The sequence below is a fragment of the Nostoc sp. genome (assembly GCF_036917515.1).
Classification (GTDB): Bacteria; Cyanobacteriota; Cyanobacteriia; order Cyanobacteriales; family Nostocaceae; genus Nostoc.
In genome coordinates this window covers 13,874-32,173 of the sequence record NZ_JBALDE010000126.1, presented here as the reverse complement: position 1 = coordinate 32,173, position 18,300 = coordinate 13,874, and the positions used below count along the sequence as shown (strand labels likewise).

Here is an 18,300-nt window from a genome sequence, read left to right as displayed (position 1 = left end):
CAGCTAATCACCTAATATTTGGTGATGATTTCTGGATCTAGCCTGTAACCATTCCCATTACATAAATCCCCATCAGTATCCTCAACTAATTCAAGGCTTAAATTTTTGCCCATAGCTTTCCCAATTAGTTCCATTAATGCTTTTGCTCTTACTTGGAAAAATATTTCAAAGTCGTCGTTGTGTAAAATTTCTAGTTTGATGCCATGCGATCGCATTATTTCATCCAAGCTAGCTACCGCAGTTCCATGTAGCTCGAACTCTTTGAGGTAAGTCGAAGGTGCTTTGCTGCCGATTCTTTTATTGGTTTTGGCACTTAGAGGAGTGCGATTAACTAGGCAGTTATATTTTTTGGGGTCAACGCCTTGTTTGTGACACCATGCTACCGGGAAGATGTGGTGCGAATCGATTTGTTCTTCAAAATAAACAACGTCGTTAATTTCCTCGCCTGTAATCCAATCTACTGCGCCTTCACGCCGTAGTAATGCCGCAAATCCCTGATAAACTGCGCCAAGTCGCTTTCTGACGCTCAGAAGTCGTTCAAACGAGAAATTTGCTTGCGTGATACCAAAGGGAACGGAACCACCTTCAATCCATGCTGGTACTTCGACAATATCGCGTCCAGCTTGGGAATCGTGCCAGTGGGTATAAATTTCACCAAACATTCCGCACCACAGCCAACGCTCTAACATGGAACGTACTTGAAACGAACGAGAGCGATCGCCAATAATAGTCAAAATTGCACTCAAGGCAACTAATTGGATGGGATAAGCAATATCATCAGCATCAAAGATTTTTTGACCGCGTAAAAAACGAGCCGCTTCTTCAAAACCTTTATTAACTGGGTCAGCCCATATTTGATATTCTTCTTTTGTTAATTTTAATACTTCGGTACGACCGCAAGCAACACCAGGCAATTTATCTAAATTCCAACCCTGTTTAGCTGCTTCGATTCTTCGAGCGTAACCAGCTACTAAGGTAACAGCTTGCATAAAGTCGGTACTACGAACCTTCCGCAAAACCTTGAATGTTTGAAAGCGATTTTCGCGGTGTTTCCAATCATCTCGAAGGCTAAAATCACCCACACAATAACTCGAACTCATTAAATCGAAGAAATTGAGGTCGCATCCGGTTGTATTAGTATCCTCAAAAACTTGGCATACTGCCTCTTTTGGTAATGAGTCACGTAGTTGAATGACTGGTATTTGATAATGCTCAAATTTCTTGATAACTTCTAATTCTAAAGTGTCAATTAGTTCGAGTTTTTGAGAGTCGTACTGCCAATATTTGGAAAACTTGCTGCGCCATTCAGAGAAAAAGAATACTTTGGATAACGGAAATAAAAGTGCTTCATACTCGTTTTTGAGGGTTGAACAGTCAATAAAATCGCCGTTTCGAGTTCGCATAACTTTCGATTCGGGTAAAGCGATAATGGCGGTTTTGCGATCGCACTCTGGTTCAAGGCATTTTTGAATATCTAGGTAATACCATTTTTTCGCCAATTTCTGGGTTTTGGGGTCTTTGATAACGACGGGTTGCTCAGATAGCAGCACCATGAAAGAAGTGGTTAATCTTTGCTGACCATCAAGCACAAGCAAATTCGGCGTTTGAATTGCAGCATTTATTACACCGTCAAGTAGACGCGGTTTAAATTGTTGGCGCTCGATACCTTGCTGTAACATCATGACTGCACCAATAGGGTAAGCCAGCGATATACTTGCCAGCAAACGACGCACATGAGTATCGTCCCACACCCAATCCCTCTGAAAATCTGGTAGTTGAATGCGTCCAATTTTGATGTCCTTCATGACATCGAATAAGGGATATTTTGTAATATCAAATGTCGAAATTGAATCCATTTGATGTTCTGCTGTTGCTACCATCACTCACGTCTAAAAGATAATCTGTATGTCAGGTTAAAGAAACCTTGCAGTCATTGCAATGGTTTTTTAGAGTAACTGATAGTGACTAGCGACTAAATTATTCCTGGGTAAAGTCTGAAGGTAAATTGATAATTCCTTGAGCAACAAGCTGTTTAAATTGATTAATTAAATCAGCCTGCCGTAAAATTCGGGTAACGTATTTGGGTCTGTAGCGAAAATTTCTTCCCCAGTCTTTTACAGTTTTGGGACTTGTCCCCGTAACTTGCACGATCGCATTAATGCAAGCTTTGCGATAATTACGTCCTGGTTCGTGAGTAACCCAACGACGACAATACTCCATCGGTTCTAGGGGCAACTGACAGAGGATATTAATTTGATGTTTGTTTTGGTGGGATTGCCTCCCAGTTTGCATCTTGAGCGTTCGTGAGTTAGTAAGGGTTATAGCAGCAGGGAATTGTGAAGACACCTAGCTACTGCAACCAAAACCCATACTTGCTGACCTCAACTTAAGAAATATCTGCTCTTAGCACAAGTATTTTAGTCACGAATCACGAGTAAATTATTGTTGTGGAAAGTCAGGGGGTAGGACTATTTTTTTGATTTGGTTGAGCATATCAGCCATGCATAAGATATGCGCTGCATAATTGGGGCGCTTCTCGAAGTTGGAACCCCAATTACCTATAGTCCTTGGACTCAGCCCAGTTGCTTCGGCGAGAGCGGCTATGCAGGCTTTTCTGTAGCCCCGGTCATCGGGGGACATATCAACCCATTTTTTACAGTATTCCATCGGCTCCAATTTTCACTGAGCGCGTCGATTCTATATTCAGCCCTTGGGCGAATGATGTCTATCACCCTACTTAATCTGAGCAGCACTTTTACTCATGAATCGTGAGTAGACGTGTTCATAAATAATGAGAATATGTTCAACTGTCAGCAAATCCTTTTTGAGTTGATAAGCCAGAGCAATCCCATACAAACTCATACAAAGATGTCTATCAAGTAAGCTGTGAGATGGCGGAGGAACAAGAAAGATCGTCTCATTAGCGATCTTGTTGTGCGGATTCCTAGAAGAAGCAAACTCTGCCTCAACAATAGTGAGGCTGTAACTACCTTAATATTGCAGATTCAACTTTTTTATACTTAGTATAGAGTATGAAAAGTTAGCATTCTAGCTAATATACTATTAAAGTGAATGTAAAATTTAATTCAAAAAATGTGATGTTTTTACAGGCAACGCAGAAAATTACTATGTCAAATGGCTAAAACATTTATAAATATTTGAGGGTGTGATTAATAATACTAAAATCGTGCAATTTAGCTCCAATTTTTCTAGAGACTTTTTTGTGTCCCATATTTTACTCATCGAGGACAATAGTAATACTTCTGTATTACGTCCTGTAGTTGGTATATCAAACAATTTGCCTCATCCTGTGCAAGTGCGTCTACACTATATTGATGAAAATGAACCAACAATAATCGCAGAACAGTTTTGCCCAGCAAAATTATCTAGTGGATCGCAACAAAACCAGAAAGTGGATGTGGCATTAGATTTACTTGATAGTCTAAAGCCACGACGAAGTGAAGCTATGGTTATTGCGAGTGCTTTGTATGGATGTAAGAAGCGCTTTATTCAAGGGATTCAATCGCGGAATTTTCGTTTTACGCTACAAATTCGCCCTTCTACTAAAGTGCGCTTAGGCAGTGAGCATCCTCACTACAATAATTCAAAAGAAATTGTTGCAGCATCATTATTAGATTCAGATATAGAGTGGCAAGAAGAGCCGATCATAGAATATTCAACGGGACAAGTCGTAAATTACAGCATAGCTGAATTACCCAACGTACTTTTACCAGATAATAGTTCTGCTCGTCTAATTGTAGCTTATAGAGGTGGTGTATCAGGATTTGGTTCAAATACAATTTTTGCTCTGTCTTCAGCCTCGGAATTAGGGCTAAAAGACTTAGTACAAACAGTAGGTTGGGTGCGATGGATCAGAACAATCCTTAGAAAAAAAGAGCGGAGCAAAATAGTTGCTTTGGACACTAAATCAAGCTCATGTTCACAAAATACAAAAGATAAGTATGCCGGATTAGTCATTCGTTCTAATATAACTTTAGCCTGCAAACAAGATATAAATCTTACTTTTACTAAAGAACAAAGTCCTTCGAGACGAGCAAGCCTGCAAAAAACTTTAGGTGATTCATCACATGGATTGAATGTTGTCGAACTATTTGCCGGGGCAGGGGCAATGGGACTTGGTTTTTTAATGGCAACCAAACCAAATAAACACTATAAGATAGGTTTTTGCGGTGAGGTTAATCCTGTTTATGTAGAGACTCTTAAACATAACCACGCGGCTTTTCGTCAACTCTCTCAGATATCTGGAGTTGATTGTGTTCCAGAACAAATAGAACCTCTTGACTTACGTACAAAGGAAGCACAAAAATTTACAGAAAGTCGTTGCAGGGAATTAGGCGATGTCCATATATTAATTGGTGGCCCACCATGTCAGGGTTTTTCTAGCGCCAATCGGAATTCAGGGAATAGCGAAAACCCAAATAACCAACTTGTAAATACTTTTTTCAAATATGTTGAGAAATTAAAACCTCGCTGTTTTTTAATGGAAAATGTCCAGGGTATCTTGTGGACACCAAAAGCAGGTCAAAGTTCTACTCAAATCAATGTTGTAAATTGGGTAATTAAACGTATGCACAAAGCTGGATATATTGTTTTCCCAAAACTTATAGATGCAGCTTGGTATGGAGTACCACAACATCGTAACCGCTTTTTCTTTTTTGGCATACATAAAGATTTGGGCTATAGAAAAGATGATTTCGGTGAGTGGGGGCCATTCCCTTTACCTATGCATGGTTTGGGTCAAGACAAGCCTTATGTAACAGTACGAGATGCAATACAAGATTTACCTACTATTGGTAACGGATGTCTTGAACACAATATGGCTTATGAAGAACTAAGGGATAAAGAACTTATAGCAAATCCTTTTTTAGAAGCTATGAGAGAAGGAGCATCTGTTGGTTTAATCACAGACCATATTACTTCCCGTCATTCTGAATATGTAATTGAACGTTATCAACAGATACCACCTGGAGGAAATTGGCAGGATATTGAAGACAAACTCACTAATTACAGTGATGTTCAAAGAACTCATAGTAACATCTACCGAAGGCTTGGCTGGGATGAACCATCTATTACTATTGGACACTATCGCAAGAGTATGTTAATTCACCCACAACAACATCGAGGTCTATCTTTGAGGGAAGCATCCCGACTACAATCAATTCCAGATTGGTTCCGTTTTGCTGGAAGTATCGATAGCATAAACGGTGGATTAGTACACAAGCAACAGCAATTAGCTAATGCTGTCTGTCCACTTGTAACTAAAGCCATAGCAGAATTTCTTTTTGACCTTTAATAGATTATGTAAAATTATCGTGTTTTTTGTGTAAACTTAACTACCACTGTATTATTTGTAAATAAAATGTAAAAATAAGCACTAGTTTTTTACTGCAAGGGTACTACCGTTATTCCATGAGCCACTTAAATGCGCTCTCACTATCACAAAAATATACTCTTTGGAATCGTGCGATCGCAGAATACTTTTTCTCTAACAATTCCAATGAACAAGAAATTTACTTGACGATATCTCCAAAAAGTCTGGCTGCTGCTTTTGCGAAGATTCAAGTAATTCAATTGTCACCTGAAGAAGCAGAACAAGATTTTGTTGATGTAGTTTCATCAGTATATCGCCACAGGGTACTTTCATATTCAGCAGGATTTAGTGTCTTGCATGGAGACGATGAAAACGGGTTTCCAAAATATATTGCTTTTTTAGCTTTGTGTGTTTTAGCTGCTTATCGAATGCATTCGGATGAAGAAGTTAGCACCGGAGCTTATTACCCTAGACTTGCGGAACTTCTTGGATGTAAAATAGTCAGGGGTTTTCCTAAAGGCTTTCATACAGATGAGTTTGAAAAGCTTTGGAAATTACTAAATAAATGGCTTAAGCAAAAAAAATCGTTGCTTTTGGCAATGCCAGAAGCAAATACAGCAAAGAAAATATATATTGCTTTCCCTTTAACCCACGTACCTCTTCGTCAAGTTGATATTGAAAAGCTACCAAATTTTTTTGCATGGGCTGGTTATACTCCCGGACAAATAGCTCCAATCAATAAGTTAGAAGTAGATATTTCAAGATGGGGAAGTTGCTACTTCACGCTTACCGGAAAAAAGCCCTTGCTGATAAGAGACTCAAAGCTGTAATTGCACAGGTTAACAACGAGCTTGAACTGTGGGATGGTGCGATAAATGACTCATACGGTAGAAGAAGTGCATCTGTAGAGATTCTTCTCGATATTGTGCGACGACAACCGCAACTTTCTTTTCTTCCCAGATGTCCAGACTCGTTTCCTTCCTTTTTTGATTGTGAAGAATTATATTTAGAGTCGAGCGGAGAGGGATGGTACAATCCGATTTCGCTTGGAGAGAAAAACGGACGAGATTTACGTGAAGGTTTCTCTTGGAGTACAAAATCTAACAATATTCAATTTGTTTTACAAAGGGCGGGTTGTTCTGCGATCGCACTTGCTCCCAGTTCGGATTATACAGGGTTTGTTTCTCGCCATAGTTTACCCACTGGCATCGCTTGCAACGTCTTGGTACACAAGGATGTAGCCAAAAATGCAAGAGAATACTTTGAGGAAATTTCATCTCGTAGCTTTAATCCTATACACGATAAACGACTCCCTGATGGTTGGTGTTTGTTTCGTGACGTAAAGGCTGAAAAGTATATAGCAAATATACCTTCTGGACTGGAATCACTTTACGTAGAGTCATCTGTAGATATAGTGCTATCGGGAGGACTACGTTTGGGCAAAAAGTCGGCATGGCTTTTAGGTGCGCCCCCCCGCTTAATGATTACGGGTTTACAAGAAGGTCAACAACCCAAAATTGATGGTATACCCGTAACTATTGCGGAAGATGGAACTTTAGTTGACTTATCGCATTTGATGCATCCAGGAGTTCATTGGATAGAAGTCGCTTCGGTATGCAAAAAGATTGAGATTGTTGAACCTGAAATTAATTTTGATAAAGAAGGACAAAATTTTTACCGCACCAATGTCACGGGTTCTCATGTAGTTCTCCCCCCAGGTAATTGGACAATCATAGGCGCAAATCCTGGTGAGGTAACGCAAGCAACAATCTATGAATCCCAACAGGGAATAATAGTCAAATCTTCTTTTCAGGCAGTGTGGGCTATAGAATTCGGGTCAGGTACAGGAGCAAGAGTTGTCTGTTTGACAAAGAGTCCACCCCGTCCTAAAACGCTAAAACTCTCCATAGCAAAGACTCAAATCCCATCGGAGATAGAACGTTGGACATCACTGGTTTACAACGCGGCTATTCGTCGTCCCAAACTAGCATCGATTTACGACGAAGAAAAAGCTTCTAATTTACAAGTAGCTTGGAAGGGTTATATGCAAGCTGCACGCGAAATCAAGCGACAACAAAAAAGGAGATATAAACGATGAGTTGGGATACATTGCTTTACTGGCTAACTCATCAGCAAGAGAGATCATGGATAACTTTTCGTAGAGCAGTCACAGAGTTTGCTTCTTTTGAACATCTTGATGTCGATATCAGCTATTTATGTCGAAATCTCCGGTTTCAATTGTCCGAGGCTAGTCATATAGATTTTTTTATTGATGGTTCCCAAAGATGGAAAGTTCGTCCACCAATACTCGCAGGATTGCTTAATTGTCCTAATACCGCCGTACTGTGTGGAGGGCGAACACCGAAATTGCTTTCGCAGATGTGCGATGTTGCAGCAACCTTAAATTGTCAAATAATTAACGATACGATATCTCAAAAAATAGCTGAAATACGTGTTAGGGGTACAGAAGAGGGTATTCGCCAAATAGCTGCCATTATTGGTATTCCTTTTGTTCCCCAACAAGCAAAATGTTTAAGCCAAGACTTGAACCCTATTCTCAAGCAACTAGAAATCGCAGAGGAAGCAACTCCGCTAGCTGGATGGTCGGCTCAGTCATTCGATTGGCAATCTCGAAAATGGGTTGATACGGAGCGACACCTGTAGCGGGATTACGCATGAAAGATGGGAATGTTAATTCTCAAAAGCAGGGAAAGCTTAAAAAACAGCTTTTAGAAATGGATAATGAGTGGTCAGATCAAGTTTCTGATGAGGAACTCATTTACTATTTTCAAAATCCTGATGGTTCTGAAATGTGATCTCGTTGGGATATGCAGGATAAAGCTCCCGATATCCTAATTACCAACTACAGTATGTTAAATATCATGCTGATACGTAGTGTTGAAAATGACATATTTGAACAAACCAAGCAGTGGTTGGAGCAAGATCGGCAGCATCATATTTTCCACCTTGTCATAGATGAACTTCACACATACCGAGGAACACCCGGAACCGAGGTTGGCTATCTTTTGAGGGCTTTACTCAATCGGATTGGCTTGGAGCCGGATTCGCCACAATTACGAATTATTGCCACTAATGCCTCTATTGAGAACGATGAAGAAAGTCTCGATTATCTCGAACAATTTTTTGGACGCGATCGCAATACATTTTCGATTCTTCCTGGGGAACAACAAAATTTCCCGACCCCAGAACATCAGCCAAACCCACTAGAACCTTACAAAGAGACATTTGCACAAATCGACAACATCCTTAACCAAAGCCAAAATAATGATGAGGATGCGGTTATTGAGGAAGCAGCAACAACGTTAGCGAATACGCTTCATCTTCCTAACGTAGATGCTCCACCAAGGTAAGTTTTAACTGAGGGCTTAAATCACATCCAAGCGTTTGGGGCTGTACAAACCTCAGCCAGCCAATATCCATTGACAGTCAAAGAATTGGCAGAAGCAGTTTTTGGCGATGTGTCGTTAAGCGGACAAGCTGCGGCTCGCGGATTAGCTCGAACTATTGTTTTAGCAAGAAACTCTGACAATGAAGCCCTTCTCCGCCTACGTTCGCACTACTTTTTCCATAATGCAGGCAGGATTTGGGCTTGTGTAAATCCTAATTGCTCCGGGCGATCGGGGGTAACTCCATCAGGAGAACAAACACCGCCTGTTGGTAAACTCTTTTTAGATCCTAAACCAAAATGCGATCGCTGTAATTCGAGAGTTATTGAGCTTCTTTACTGCCAATCATGTGGCGAAGTATTTCTTGGTGGGTTTAAACGTGAAGACCAGGATTCATCAAATGCTTGGTATTTATCTCCAGATTACCCTTATCTTGAAAACGTTCCAGATAAGGCAGCATCGTTAAGCCGCACCTTCGGGGAATTTTTAGTATTTTGGCCTGCAAACGGAAGGCCACTAATAAAACAAACCCAGACTCGTATTCCACGATGGCAGTGGCAGGAAAAGGAGAAGGTTTATGAATGGAGACCTGCGTTACTCAATCATCTGTTAGGACGTTTAACATTACCTGCTTCTCCAAATACTGCTTCAAGTGGTTCTACTGCTGGCTATGTTTTTATAGCACCAAAAAATGAGGCAAACGCTTTTCCATCGAAATGTCCTCATTGTGAAGCTGACTGGTGTGGTAGGCGAGTCAGTTCTTCGATTCGTGACCTTGGCTTTGGTTTTCAACGAGTAGTACAAGTATTATCTGATGCTTTAATGCGGCAGATGTCACCCGAAATAGGTCGGAAACTGGTTTTATTTTCAGATAGCCGTCAAGATGCTGCCAAACTATCTACAGGTATTAAACGCGATCATTATCTTGATACAGTCCGTCAAATTGCTTACGAAAGGCTTTTGCGTCAAGCACAGGAATCAGAAACACAGTATTTGCAGGCTCAGACTCAATATAGGTTAGCTTCGGAGTTATTTAATTTGCAAAGGCAGATTATACAAGATGCAGCTAATGCTAACATTGCTCGTTATTCACAGTTGTGTAATTTATTGCCTACTGAAATAGTAGGTGTCGTGATTAGCGATGCATCTACTGGTGGCGTAGGAAATCCACCTCTAGCATTAACACCTCCGACAAGTGCTGGAGGCGTTATTTGCCTTCCATTTAATTTTTTATTAGACGCTGTTAGAGAAGGGTTACTTTCAATTGGTTTAAACCCTGGTGGTTCAAGTCCTTCCTTAGCAAAATATAAATTTTCCGATAATGATGAGCGTTTGTGGACTGATTTAGTTGATTGGAATTCAACGCCAAGATGTTACCAGTTAAATTTACAGCCCACACAACGAGATGCAATGAGACAAATTGAAACCGATTTATTAGAGTCGGTTGTAAAAGCTGTTTTATTTGCTAGTGGCGCTCGTGATTTCGAGTCTCTCAAGCTTGGTTTTTTGTGGATTGACGATTCTCCACCTTCTAGCTTAGAAGAGCAAGTTGCTGCTTCTGTCATCCGGCTTTTGGCACAAAGAAGACGTTGGAACGGCTCAGGTTATCCCGGACAACATAACCCTCCTGGTTACATTAATCAGTACCTTAACCGTGTGGCTGAAATCAGGGGCTACAATCGAGAAGAATTAGAGCAAGCAACTTTAAACATCATTAATTCAGTTTTAGATCAATGGCGAGTTGTTCCCCAGTCTTTACAGGTTCTTAGTCCACGTCATAACGAAAATAACCAAATAGATATTTACGCCTGCGGGCAATGCGGACGGATTCACCTACATGCTTCAGGAGGAATCTGTACCAGTTGTAACAGTCCTTTACCGAACATTCCAGGTACTTACAACTTAAGTGATGATTTGGAAGATTGCGATTATTATGAATACTTAGCACGTTCTAACGAACCAATATTTTCGCTTAATTCTGAAGAACTCACAGGTCAAACTGATCCTGGTGTTCGACGTGTGCGACAACGCCTTTTCCAAGATGTTTTTAAACCATCCGAACAACCCGATCCTTCTAGAATTAACCTCTTAAGTGTCACAACCACTATGGAGGCAGGAGTTGACATTGGTTCACTTCAAGCTATCGGTATGGCAAATATGCCTCCAATCCGTTTTAATTATCAGCAACGCGTGGGAAGGGCTGGTCGTCGTCGCGGTTTAGGTATGTCTGTTGCTTTAACATTATGCCGTGGGCGTAGTCATGATGATTACTATTTTGAACGTCCCCGACTTATTACTGCCGAACCTCCACCAAAACCTTACGTTGACGTTAGGCGTGAAGAAATTGCCAAGCGAGTTATAAACAAAGAAATTCTCCATAGAGCATTTCAAAATGTCCCTCTTGAATACACGGGAGATAATGTTCACGGTGAATTTGGTCAAATCTGGCAATGGTTACAACATAGACCAATCATTGAAGAATGGATACAAAATCACCCATCAGAAATTGAAGAAATATGTGAAGTAATTTTACGCCGTACTTCAATAAATGAAGCAGAAATCGTTGATTACATCCATAATAAACTGCTACAAGATATTGATGCAGTTGTTGATGACTCTACGGACTTTCAACACTTAGCCTTAAGTCAGCGTTTAGCATCGCGTGGCATTCTTCCCATGTTTGGATTTCCTACCCGCAGCCGTTATCTGTACCATGAACGCCCAACAATGCAAGCAGGGGAATGGCCTCCAAAAACAGGTGTTGTGGAGAGAGAATTAGATATTGCAATTAGTCAATTCGCTCCAGGTGCCCAAACTGTAAAAGATGATATGCTCCTTACCGCAGTAGGAATTATCGATCCTATCCCTTCGGGGAATAAAACTGTATTCCAACCAAATCCCTTGGGGCAAGGTGTCCGTGTTGGTGTTTGTCGCCAATGTCAAGCTTTAGTCGAGAATCCGTCAGAAGAAAGGGGTTGCCCTTATTGCTCGGCTCCCAGAGATGAAAAGGGATACCGAACGGTTGATATTAGCGAACCACCAGGATTTAATACATGGTGGGCAATTAACGCCGAGTATAATGGAGCATTTGAATTTACTCCACGGGCACTCAAGACACGTTTGGGTACACCTTCTGAGGAATATAGTTTTGAAACTCGTCAAAACTTTGATATTAGATGTATTCCACAAGCTTTGGTTTATCGCATTAATGATAACGACGGCAAAGACTTTGAATTTTTCAAAGTCTCTAACCAGCACGTTTGGATAACTAGGGAAGCATTTGAACAAGCTTTGTTGGATTTATCACGAGAAGAACGTGATAGGGTTACTGAGCCTGTTAACGATCCCTCTGTCCAACCGATTGTTAGAGCTTTGGCTGCCATTTCTACAACCGATATATTAATTGCAGGCATCCCCAATGGCGGTTTCGGACTCAATTTAAATCCAGCACTACCGGAAGCAAGAGCTGCTTGGTACTCATTTGGTTTTCTTATTAGGCGGGCTGCTGCTGTCAGCTTAGATGTTGCAGAATCTGAGCTTGATGTTGGTATTCAGCCCTTTACAGACCTTAGCAGCCCTTTTGCCCCACTATCCGCTCGGATATTTTTGTCTGATAGTCTAGAAAATGGAGCGGGTTATAGCTCACATTTAGCGGAGCCAGAACGTTTTGAAAACCTCCTGCATTTTATTCTCGGTGACGAACATTCTTCAAATCAAACTTTTGCTATTCCATTACTTTTTAACGGACATCAAGAAGAATGTTCTACATCTTGCCATCGATGTTTGCGGGAGTTTGGTAATATGGCTTACCACTCGATTTTAGACTGGCGACTTGGTTACGATATGGTGCGTCTTGCACTAAATCCCAATGCACAAATTGATTTAAATTATGATTACTGGGTGGATTTGGTATCCAGTACAGCTAATTCCTACTTCTCAGGGCTGGGTTTGAAGCAAACGACTTTCGGTAGTTTATTAGCAGGTATCGATAGTTTTAATAGCGAAGCCATAATCCTCATACATCCTCTTTGGGACATAAACCCTGAAAATTTACGATCAGAAATCATGCAAGGCTACACAGAAGCACAGGAACAAGGCTTAACTCCCAAGTCAAAATCAATTTTTACCGCTATTCGCTTCCCCTATGAATGATGTTTGTTTGGTTCGATGCTAAACATTGTTTGAGCGATCGCCATTATTAATACAGGAAAATTCCGATAGGGCGATCCGCTCAACTTTTGGGTGACACAATAGAAAATAATTAGCCCAGGAATCCAATTCACAGCGAGGCTGTCGCGTAAGCGTTTTCAAGAGAAGGTATCGTTTTCAAAAAACTACAGTAGCCAACTTCAACAACGCTTTTGACGTTTCGCCATCGTCGCAAATGATAAAAAACAATGCGGACACTCCCCTTGTACCCAATCTGCTGGAATCGGGAAGGGTGTCTCGCAGTTAGTGCATTTTGTGAGTAAGCGTAATTGATGGCGATCGCATGGCCCAATCAGACTTTGTAATACCTCCACTCTCAACTTAGCCTCTGCCGAAAGTTCAGTAACAATTACATTGTTTTCTTTTGCATCTGCACTCTCCGAAGTTTTATCAACCTGATCCGAGCGAGCGTGCAAAAGCAAAAATTCATCAACCTGATTGGAGTTTGGAGTTTCACCCATAAACAAATTTCATAGCTTGAAACTAATTGATTAGGCAATACAGCAAGTCTCTCTAAGAAAAGCCAAGTTTACAGATTTAGCTTGCATCGAAATAAAGCCGGAATAGGAGTATGACTTCGCAAGCAGAGAGAAACAATAAGACACTAATATTCATATGTCTTATTTATTACTTATTTTTGTTTGCATACTATTTAATATAATACTATTTTGTTCCAAAAAGCGACATTGAATTTTATATATTTATCTCACTTAAAAAAACGACACTTATTTCGTTATCGATACCCTAAAAATTTTTAAAGCTGTTTTTGAAAAAACGACGCTTAAAATGTTATGTATTTAGTTTACGACAGCTAATTAGTTAAATAACAAATGGTATTAAATTTAGCATAAAAAAGCTATATACTTTGTTCTGTAAGGCTTATAGCTATTTTAAATAAACGACACTAATTAGTTAAGACGACAAATAATTAGTTATTCGACAGGTCAATTAATTTGTTGCTCTACAGATCGTAGCCTAGATATAGGTATGGCTACTTTAAGTTTGAGTGACTATAAAGAAAAAGGTACAAGCCCCGAAATTTATTTATGGGGTTGTTACTTTTAACTTTTAACTTTTGATTTTTAACTTTTGACTTCCCCGCAGGGGCTGACTAGTACTATGTACATTGAATCATTATCGATAGCAACCTTGGAGCAAGCAATTCACTTAAGAGAGGAAGTTTTCCCAGGCGTGAGTAACAGTAGTGAAGGGCAATCGCTGCTGGCAAGTTTATATCTAGATGAATATACCCAATGGTTTTCAAACAGCGGAATTACCCAACTCAATTACTGGGTTGCTATCGATGAGGAATCTTTCCAAGTAATTGGGCTAACTGGGTTATACTGCAAAAGTGAAGACGAACAAGAAGCTGACTGGTTGGGCTGGTTTTGTGTAGCATCACGATTTCGAGGAAAAGGAATTGGAAAAGAGCTATTAGACTTTACCATCGACTTAGCACAAGCAAAAGCAAAAAGGTACTTACGGTTGTATACTTGGGAACATCCTTCTTCTTATGTAGCCCGGATGCTTTATCTCAAACGCGGTTTTTACCAAATTGGTGAATCCCTAAACAGCAGCGGATTTAAAACTATCTATCTTGAACTTCAACTCGATAGCATTCTATCTTGAACTCCAACTCGATAGCATTATTCATAGTGGATGAAGAAATTCATCTGGTTACGATATTGCAAGGCTTTTTGTACATTCGATTATTTTAAGTGCTTGAAACGATGATTTTTCGTTCAAACTAGATCAAAAAGCGATCGCATCAGAGTGCGATCGCAGCCATTGAGCTATCTAACGAAATCTGCCAGATAAGGCGATCGTAACCAACCTGAGTTCGAGTTAAAAATAAGGAGGTAAAAGCCACTCCAGTTGAAGGCTACGTTTCTTAGGTTGATGACAATATGAAGCGATTTCAACATCCGAGAAACTGGCGAACTAGAGAAAATCTAAATTGTCTAGAGTGAATGTATTAGTCCGTATACTGCTTTGCAGATATTGCAGAATATATAATATAAAACTGTAACAAAAACTACAAAAATGTTATTTTTACCAAAGAAAGACAAGCTTAAGTACAGATGATATCCGGTTCGTAAAAATACCGTGATTAGGAGAAAATTTTATGATTTCAAAATCCTTTTTGTTGGCGGAAACTGCTTCTCCAGGGCATATATGCCCATTTGACCAAGCCTGTAGCTACTTAGAGGCGGCAGCTAAAGAATTAAATTTAAATCAGGGTTTGCTAGAAATTCTCAGCCACCCGCGTAAAGTTGTCACGGTTTCCATTCCCGTAAAGCTAGATGATGGGGATATACAGGTTCTCACTGGACATCGGGTACAGCACTGTGATGTCTTAGGCCCATACAAGGGCGGAATTCGTTACCATCCGGCTGTGACATTGCGCGAGGTATCCGCTTTAGCAATGCTGATGACCTGGAAATGTGCCTTATTAGGTATTCCTTACGGTGGTGGAAAGGGTGGCATTGCTATAGATCCCAAACGCTACAGTGTTGGTGAATTAGAGCGAATCAGCCGCCGTTATATCAGCGAGTTGATTAAAGATATTGGACCTTCTGTAGATATTCCTGCGCCAGATATGGGTACTTCTGCCCGTGAGATGGCTTGGATGATGGATACTTACTCTGTGAATGTTGGTAATGCTGTACCAGGAGTTGTAACTGGAAAACCCCTTTCAATTGGTGGTTCTCTAGGGCGAGAAATGGCAACTGGACGGGGCGTAATGATTACTGTACGTGAGGCGCTAGCAGATCGAGGTAAATCCTTGGGAGGAGTGCGAGTCGCTATTCAGGGTTTCGGTAACGTCGGCTGTGCCGTGGCAGAATTATTATATGAAGCAGGCGCGAAAATTATCGCGGTTTCAACTGGTGCTGGGGGAATATTCTCTGAAGTTGGTCTTGATATTCCCAAGTTGAAAGTCTACGCTGTTGAAAATCGCAAGAGTATTGCGGGTTTCCCACAATCTGTACCAATTAGCAATGCAGATTTATTAACTTTACCCTGTGATGTCTTAATACCAGCGGCTTTGGAGAATCAAGTCACTAAAGAAAATGTGAATCAGGTGCAAGCGCAGATTGTGGCAGAAGCAGCTAACGGGCCAGTTACTCTTGAGGCTAACTTGGCGTTAGAGGCACGAGGTGTGACAGTGCTACCGGACATCTTGGCGAATGCTGGCGGTGTGGTGGTGAGTTATTTAGAGTGGGTACAGGGTCTTTCTTACGTATTTTGGGATGAGGAGCGTGTCAACCGCGAAATGGAACATTTAATGGTACAAGCGTACTGTAAGGTGATTCATCAGTCGGAGGTGCGGCAAATTTCTTTAAGGTTAGCAGCTTACACACTGGGGGTAGGTAGAGTGGCTCAGGCACTAACTGACAGAGGTCTTTATCCTTAGTTTGTTTTAGTTATTCATGAGGCAGAATAGATCGTTGGCGGCAGTAATTTTACTTGAACCGCCATTAATTTATCTGCCTTTTTTATTGAGCGATCGCTATAATATGACCAGTAAACGATGGCGGAAGTTTCCCCACCTTTAACCAGTTACTCAGAGCAACTTGTTTCACCAAGCTGATATTATTTGGTCAAGGATATTTTAAAGCTACCTTATGACTCGCTAGAAGGCGCAGCAGCATTAATCAAGTCTGGTGTCTCCTCAACAGGAGGACGCTCAATAGTTTGAGCCAATGTGGGACGTTGATGGCGATCGGGAGTTTGGATCTGCACAGGTTTACCCGTCTCAATTGACTCGTAAAGCGCTTGAATGATATTAACATCTATTAACCCTTCCGTCCCAGATGGTTCAGGGTCTTTATCTTGGAGAATACAATCAGAGAAGTAGGTAAATTCAGCTGCTAGTTGATCGCGATCCTCAAAAGTCCGCTCTTGGGTTTCACCATTAATTGTTAGGTAATGCTTCAGTTCTCCCTGCCAAGCATAAGCAGGTTCTACTCGCAAATCGCCTTGAGTACCTACAATTTGATAAGTCGAAACACTTGCCCCTCCAAAGCTACAAGTAAATGTTGCCAATCGCTCGTTGGGAAAACGCAAGATGACACTAGTCATTTCTTCTACTTCGCGGAAGCGTTCTTCTCCGTTATTGGCAGCTACAGCAAATACTTCAATTGGTTCATCTTGCAATAGATAGCGTGCAGCATTGATGCAGTAGATACCAATATCATATAGCGTGCCACCACCTGTGGCATCTCGTAAACGAATATTTCCTTCTTCTACTTGCTGAGTAAAAACCGAGTTGAAAATTCGTGGTTCACCAATTTGCTTTGAACGGACAATTTCTACTGCTTGTAAATTGGCTTCTTCTAAATGTAAGCGGTAGGCAATCATCAGCTTCACATTATTGTCATTGGCAGCTTTAATCATTGTCTCACACTCTTCTTGTGTTACTGCCATTGGCTTTTCACATAACACATGAATTGCCTGATTAACAGCCCGCACAGTGTAGTCGCAATGCAAGTGATTGGGCAGCGCAATATAAACTGCATCAATTTCGCCGCTTGCCAGACAGTCCTCATACTCCTCGTAAGAGTAAGTATGATTAATACCGTATTTTTTGCTCAGTTCTTCACTTTTTGTGGGGTCATCTGAAACCAGTGCGACTAATTCCGAGTTTTCTGTGTGGACAAAGGAAGGCAAGGCGGCTTCTTGAGCAAACCAACCTAAACCAACAACGGCGTAACGAATCTTATTCTTACCATTTGCAGCAATCATTTTTCTTCTCTTTGATGAAGGAGTATTTTGATAATTTCAATGCCATAATTATGAGTAAAATATGACTAACTTTTTATACAACCATTTAAAACAAAGTGTATTCCTACATTGCTAATGCAGCTTTTACATTTGACACCAACTTAGCTTTTGTTTCTTGAAAATCCTGTCCCCATTCAGTTAGCTCTTGTTTGCTCATACATTCGTACATAGCATTAAAAATTTCGCTTTCTTTTACATGAGACTCAACTGTTTCCTTCAGTTCGCTGATTTTTTCTTGAGACCCAGGTTGAGTAGGCTTAAGTGCCTTAATTTCTTCTAAAATAACCGAAGTTTTTTCATGTTCTTCTTCAGCTTCTTCAACATATTGTTCTGTTTCTTCATATTCTCGCAAAGCAGGGTAGAAGGCTAATTATTCAGTTCTTGCATAGTAAAATCAATATTATTATATAGATTCGATTGAATTGCTCAATTAACTTTGCGCCCTTAACTTTTTCTAATTTTACAAAAAGTTTATCAATTTGGCGATGTACTATTTTAATTAATGAAGTAGTATCTGTTGATTTAGCTTCATTTTTAGCCATTTCTCCTTTCAGTAATCATCGATTT

General features: G+C 40.5%; 17 protein-coding genes. 9 read left to right on the top strand and 8 right to left on the bottom strand.

All coding sequences use genetic code 11. The annotated features are described in order from the left end of the window. Nucleotides 1–11: 11 nt before the first annotated feature. The 3 genes from V7K89_RS16470 to V7K89_RS16460 all read right to left on the bottom strand — a co-directional run bounded on the left by V7K89_RS16470 (nucleotide 12) and on the right by V7K89_RS16460 (nucleotide 2,667). Complete coding sequence (locus V7K89_RS16470) at nucleotides 12–1,856, bottom strand: GmrSD restriction endonuclease domain-containing protein (protein WP_335188886.1); 1,845 nt, start codon at nucleotides 1,854–1,856, stop codon at nucleotides 12–14. Nucleotides 1,857–1,977: 121 nt separating this feature from the next. Then, on the bottom strand, nucleotides 1,978–2,346 hold the full coding sequence (locus V7K89_RS16465) for a hypothetical protein (RefSeq protein ID WP_442941688.1): 369 nt from the start codon (nucleotides 2,344–2,346) through the stop codon (nucleotides 1,978–1,980). A gap of 93 nt (nucleotides 2,347–2,439) precedes the next feature. Then, nucleotides 2,440–2,667 carry a hypothetical protein gene (locus V7K89_RS16460; RefSeq protein ID WP_335188884.1) on the bottom strand — a complete coding sequence of 76 codons (228 nt, stop codon included), beginning with the start codon at nucleotides 2,665–2,667 and terminating at the stop codon, nucleotides 2,440–2,442. A gap of 499 nt (nucleotides 2,668–3,166) precedes the next feature. Here V7K89_RS16460 and dcm point away from each other — a divergent pair, with 499 nt between their 5' ends. The 7 genes from dcm (at nucleotide 3,167) to V7K89_RS16425 (ending at nucleotide 12,891) form a co-directional block, all read left to right on the top strand. Next, the gene (gene dcm, locus V7K89_RS16455; RefSeq protein ID WP_335188882.1) at nucleotides 3,167–5,314 is read left to right on the top strand and encodes a DNA (cytosine-5-)-methyltransferase; all 2,148 of its coding nucleotides are present in this window, start codon (nucleotides 3,167–3,169) and stop codon (nucleotides 5,312–5,314) included. Between the two features lie 116 nt (nucleotides 5,315–5,430). Next, nucleotides 5,431–6,162, top strand: a complete 732-nt coding sequence (locus V7K89_RS16450) for a hypothetical protein (protein WP_335188880.1) — start codon at nucleotides 5,431–5,433, stop codon at nucleotides 6,160–6,162. After that, nucleotides 6,096–7,430: a hypothetical protein gene (locus V7K89_RS16445; RefSeq protein ID WP_335188878.1), complete on the top strand. Its 1,335-nt coding sequence runs from the start codon at nucleotides 6,096–6,098 to the stop codon at nucleotides 7,428–7,430. Before V7K89_RS16450 ends, V7K89_RS16445 begins: the two co-directional genes overlap by 67 nt. Further along, nucleotides 7,427–7,996 carry a hypothetical protein gene (locus V7K89_RS16440; RefSeq protein ID WP_335188876.1) on the top strand — a complete coding sequence of 190 codons (570 nt, stop codon included), beginning with the start codon at nucleotides 7,427–7,429 and terminating at the stop codon, nucleotides 7,994–7,996. The genes V7K89_RS16445 and V7K89_RS16440 overlap by 4 nt, the downstream gene beginning before the upstream one ends. Before the next feature lie 11 nt (nucleotides 7,997–8,007). Then, nucleotides 8,008–8,148: a hypothetical protein gene (locus V7K89_RS16435; protein WP_335188874.1), complete on the top strand. Its 141-nt coding sequence runs from the start codon at nucleotides 8,008–8,010 to the stop codon at nucleotides 8,146–8,148. Between the two features lie 12 nt (nucleotides 8,149–8,160). Continuing rightward, on the top strand, nucleotides 8,161–8,703 hold the full coding sequence (locus tag V7K89_RS16430; RefSeq protein WP_335188872.1) for a hypothetical protein: 543 nt from the start codon (nucleotides 8,161–8,163) through the stop codon (nucleotides 8,701–8,703). A gap of 69 nt (nucleotides 8,704–8,772) precedes the next feature. Beyond that, nucleotides 8,773–12,891, top strand: a complete 4,119-nt coding sequence (locus tag V7K89_RS16425) for a DUF1998 domain-containing protein (RefSeq protein WP_335188870.1) — start codon at nucleotides 8,773–8,775, stop codon at nucleotides 12,889–12,891. Here the strand turns inward: V7K89_RS16425 and V7K89_RS16420 are convergent. Together V7K89_RS16420 and V7K89_RS16415 are read right to left on the bottom strand one after the other, a co-directional pair. Next, nucleotides 12,882–13,022, bottom strand: a complete 141-nt coding sequence (locus V7K89_RS16420; protein WP_335188868.1) for a hypothetical protein — start codon at nucleotides 13,020–13,022, stop codon at nucleotides 12,882–12,884. The genes V7K89_RS16425 and V7K89_RS16420 overlap by 10 nt on opposite strands. A gap of 66 nt (nucleotides 13,023–13,088) precedes the next feature. Continuing rightward, entirely contained in the window at nucleotides 13,089–13,409 is a 321-nt protein-coding gene (locus V7K89_RS16415) for a hypothetical protein (RefSeq protein ID WP_335188904.1), read from the bottom strand. A gap of 658 nt (nucleotides 13,410–14,067) precedes the next feature. Between V7K89_RS16415 and V7K89_RS16410 the strand changes: the two genes are divergently transcribed. After that, nucleotides 14,068–14,577, top strand: a complete 510-nt coding sequence (locus tag V7K89_RS16410; RefSeq protein WP_335188866.1) for a GNAT family N-acetyltransferase — start codon at nucleotides 14,068–14,070, stop codon at nucleotides 14,575–14,577. Nucleotides 14,578–15,073: 496 nt separating this feature from the next. After that, entirely contained in the window at nucleotides 15,074–16,363 is a 1,290-nt protein-coding gene (locus V7K89_RS16405) for a Glu/Leu/Phe/Val family dehydrogenase (RefSeq protein ID WP_335188864.1), read from the top strand. Between the two features lie 209 nt (nucleotides 16,364–16,572). On the opposite strand, the gene V7K89_RS16400 is transcribed toward V7K89_RS16405, so the two are convergent. The 3 genes from V7K89_RS16400 to V7K89_RS16390 all read right to left on the bottom strand — a co-directional run bounded on the left by V7K89_RS16400 (nucleotide 16,573) and on the right by V7K89_RS16390 (nucleotide 18,275). Further along, nucleotides 16,573–17,694 (bottom strand): Gfo/Idh/MocA family oxidoreductase, encoded by a 1,122-nt coding sequence (locus tag V7K89_RS16400; RefSeq protein ID WP_335188862.1) that lies wholly within the window; start codon nucleotides 17,692–17,694, stop codon nucleotides 16,573–16,575. Nucleotides 17,695–17,797: 103 nt separating this feature from the next. Beyond that, on the bottom strand, nucleotides 17,798–18,085 hold the full coding sequence (locus V7K89_RS16395) for a hypothetical protein (RefSeq protein WP_335188860.1): 288 nt from the start codon (nucleotides 18,083–18,085) through the stop codon (nucleotides 17,798–17,800). A 22-nt stretch (nucleotides 18,086–18,107) separates the two neighbouring features. Next, nucleotides 18,108–18,275, bottom strand: a complete 168-nt coding sequence (locus tag V7K89_RS16390) for a hypothetical protein (RefSeq protein WP_335188858.1) — start codon at nucleotides 18,273–18,275, stop codon at nucleotides 18,108–18,110. Nucleotides 18,276–18,300: the final 25 nt, after the last annotated feature.

Bases quoted from the DNA above. Each gene is read 5' to 3' on its own strand.
- V7K89_RS16470 (WP_335188886.1), bottom strand. From the start codon at position 1,856: ATGGATTCAATTTCGACATTTGATATTACAAAATATCCCTTATTCGAT.
- V7K89_RS16460 (WP_335188884.1), bottom strand. From the start codon at position 2,667: ATGGAATACTGTAAAAAATGGGTTGATATGTCCCCCGATGACCGGGGC.
- V7K89_RS16450 (WP_335188880.1), top strand. From the start codon at position 5,431: ATGAGCCACTTAAATGCGCTCTCACTATCACAAAAATATACTCTTTGG.
- V7K89_RS16445 (WP_335188878.1), top strand. From the start codon at position 6,096: ATGGGGAAGTTGCTACTTCACGCTTACCGGAAAAAAGCCCTTGCTGAT.
- V7K89_RS16440 (WP_335188876.1), top strand. From the start codon at position 7,427: ATGAGTTGGGATACATTGCTTTACTGGCTAACTCATCAGCAAGAGAGA.
- V7K89_RS16435 (WP_335188874.1), top strand. From the start codon at position 8,008: ATGAAAGATGGGAATGTTAATTCTCAAAAGCAGGGAAAGCTTAAAAAA.
- V7K89_RS16430 (WP_335188872.1), top strand. From the start codon at position 8,161: ATGCAGGATAAAGCTCCCGATATCCTAATTACCAACTACAGTATGTTA.
- V7K89_RS16415 (WP_335188904.1), bottom strand. From the start codon at position 13,409: ATGGGTGAAACTCCAAACTCCAATCAGGTTGATGAATTTTTGCTTTTG.
- V7K89_RS16410 (WP_335188866.1), top strand. From the start codon at position 14,068: ATGTACATTGAATCATTATCGATAGCAACCTTGGAGCAAGCAATTCAC.
- V7K89_RS16405 (WP_335188864.1), top strand. From the start codon at position 15,074: ATGATTTCAAAATCCTTTTTGTTGGCGGAAACTGCTTCTCCAGGGCAT.
- V7K89_RS16400 (WP_335188862.1), bottom strand. From the start codon at position 17,694: ATGATTGCTGCAAATGGTAAGAATAAGATTCGTTACGCCGTTGTTGGT.
- V7K89_RS16390 (WP_335188858.1), bottom strand. From the start codon at position 18,275: ATGGCTAAAAATGAAGCTAAATCAACAGATACTACTTCATTAATTAAA.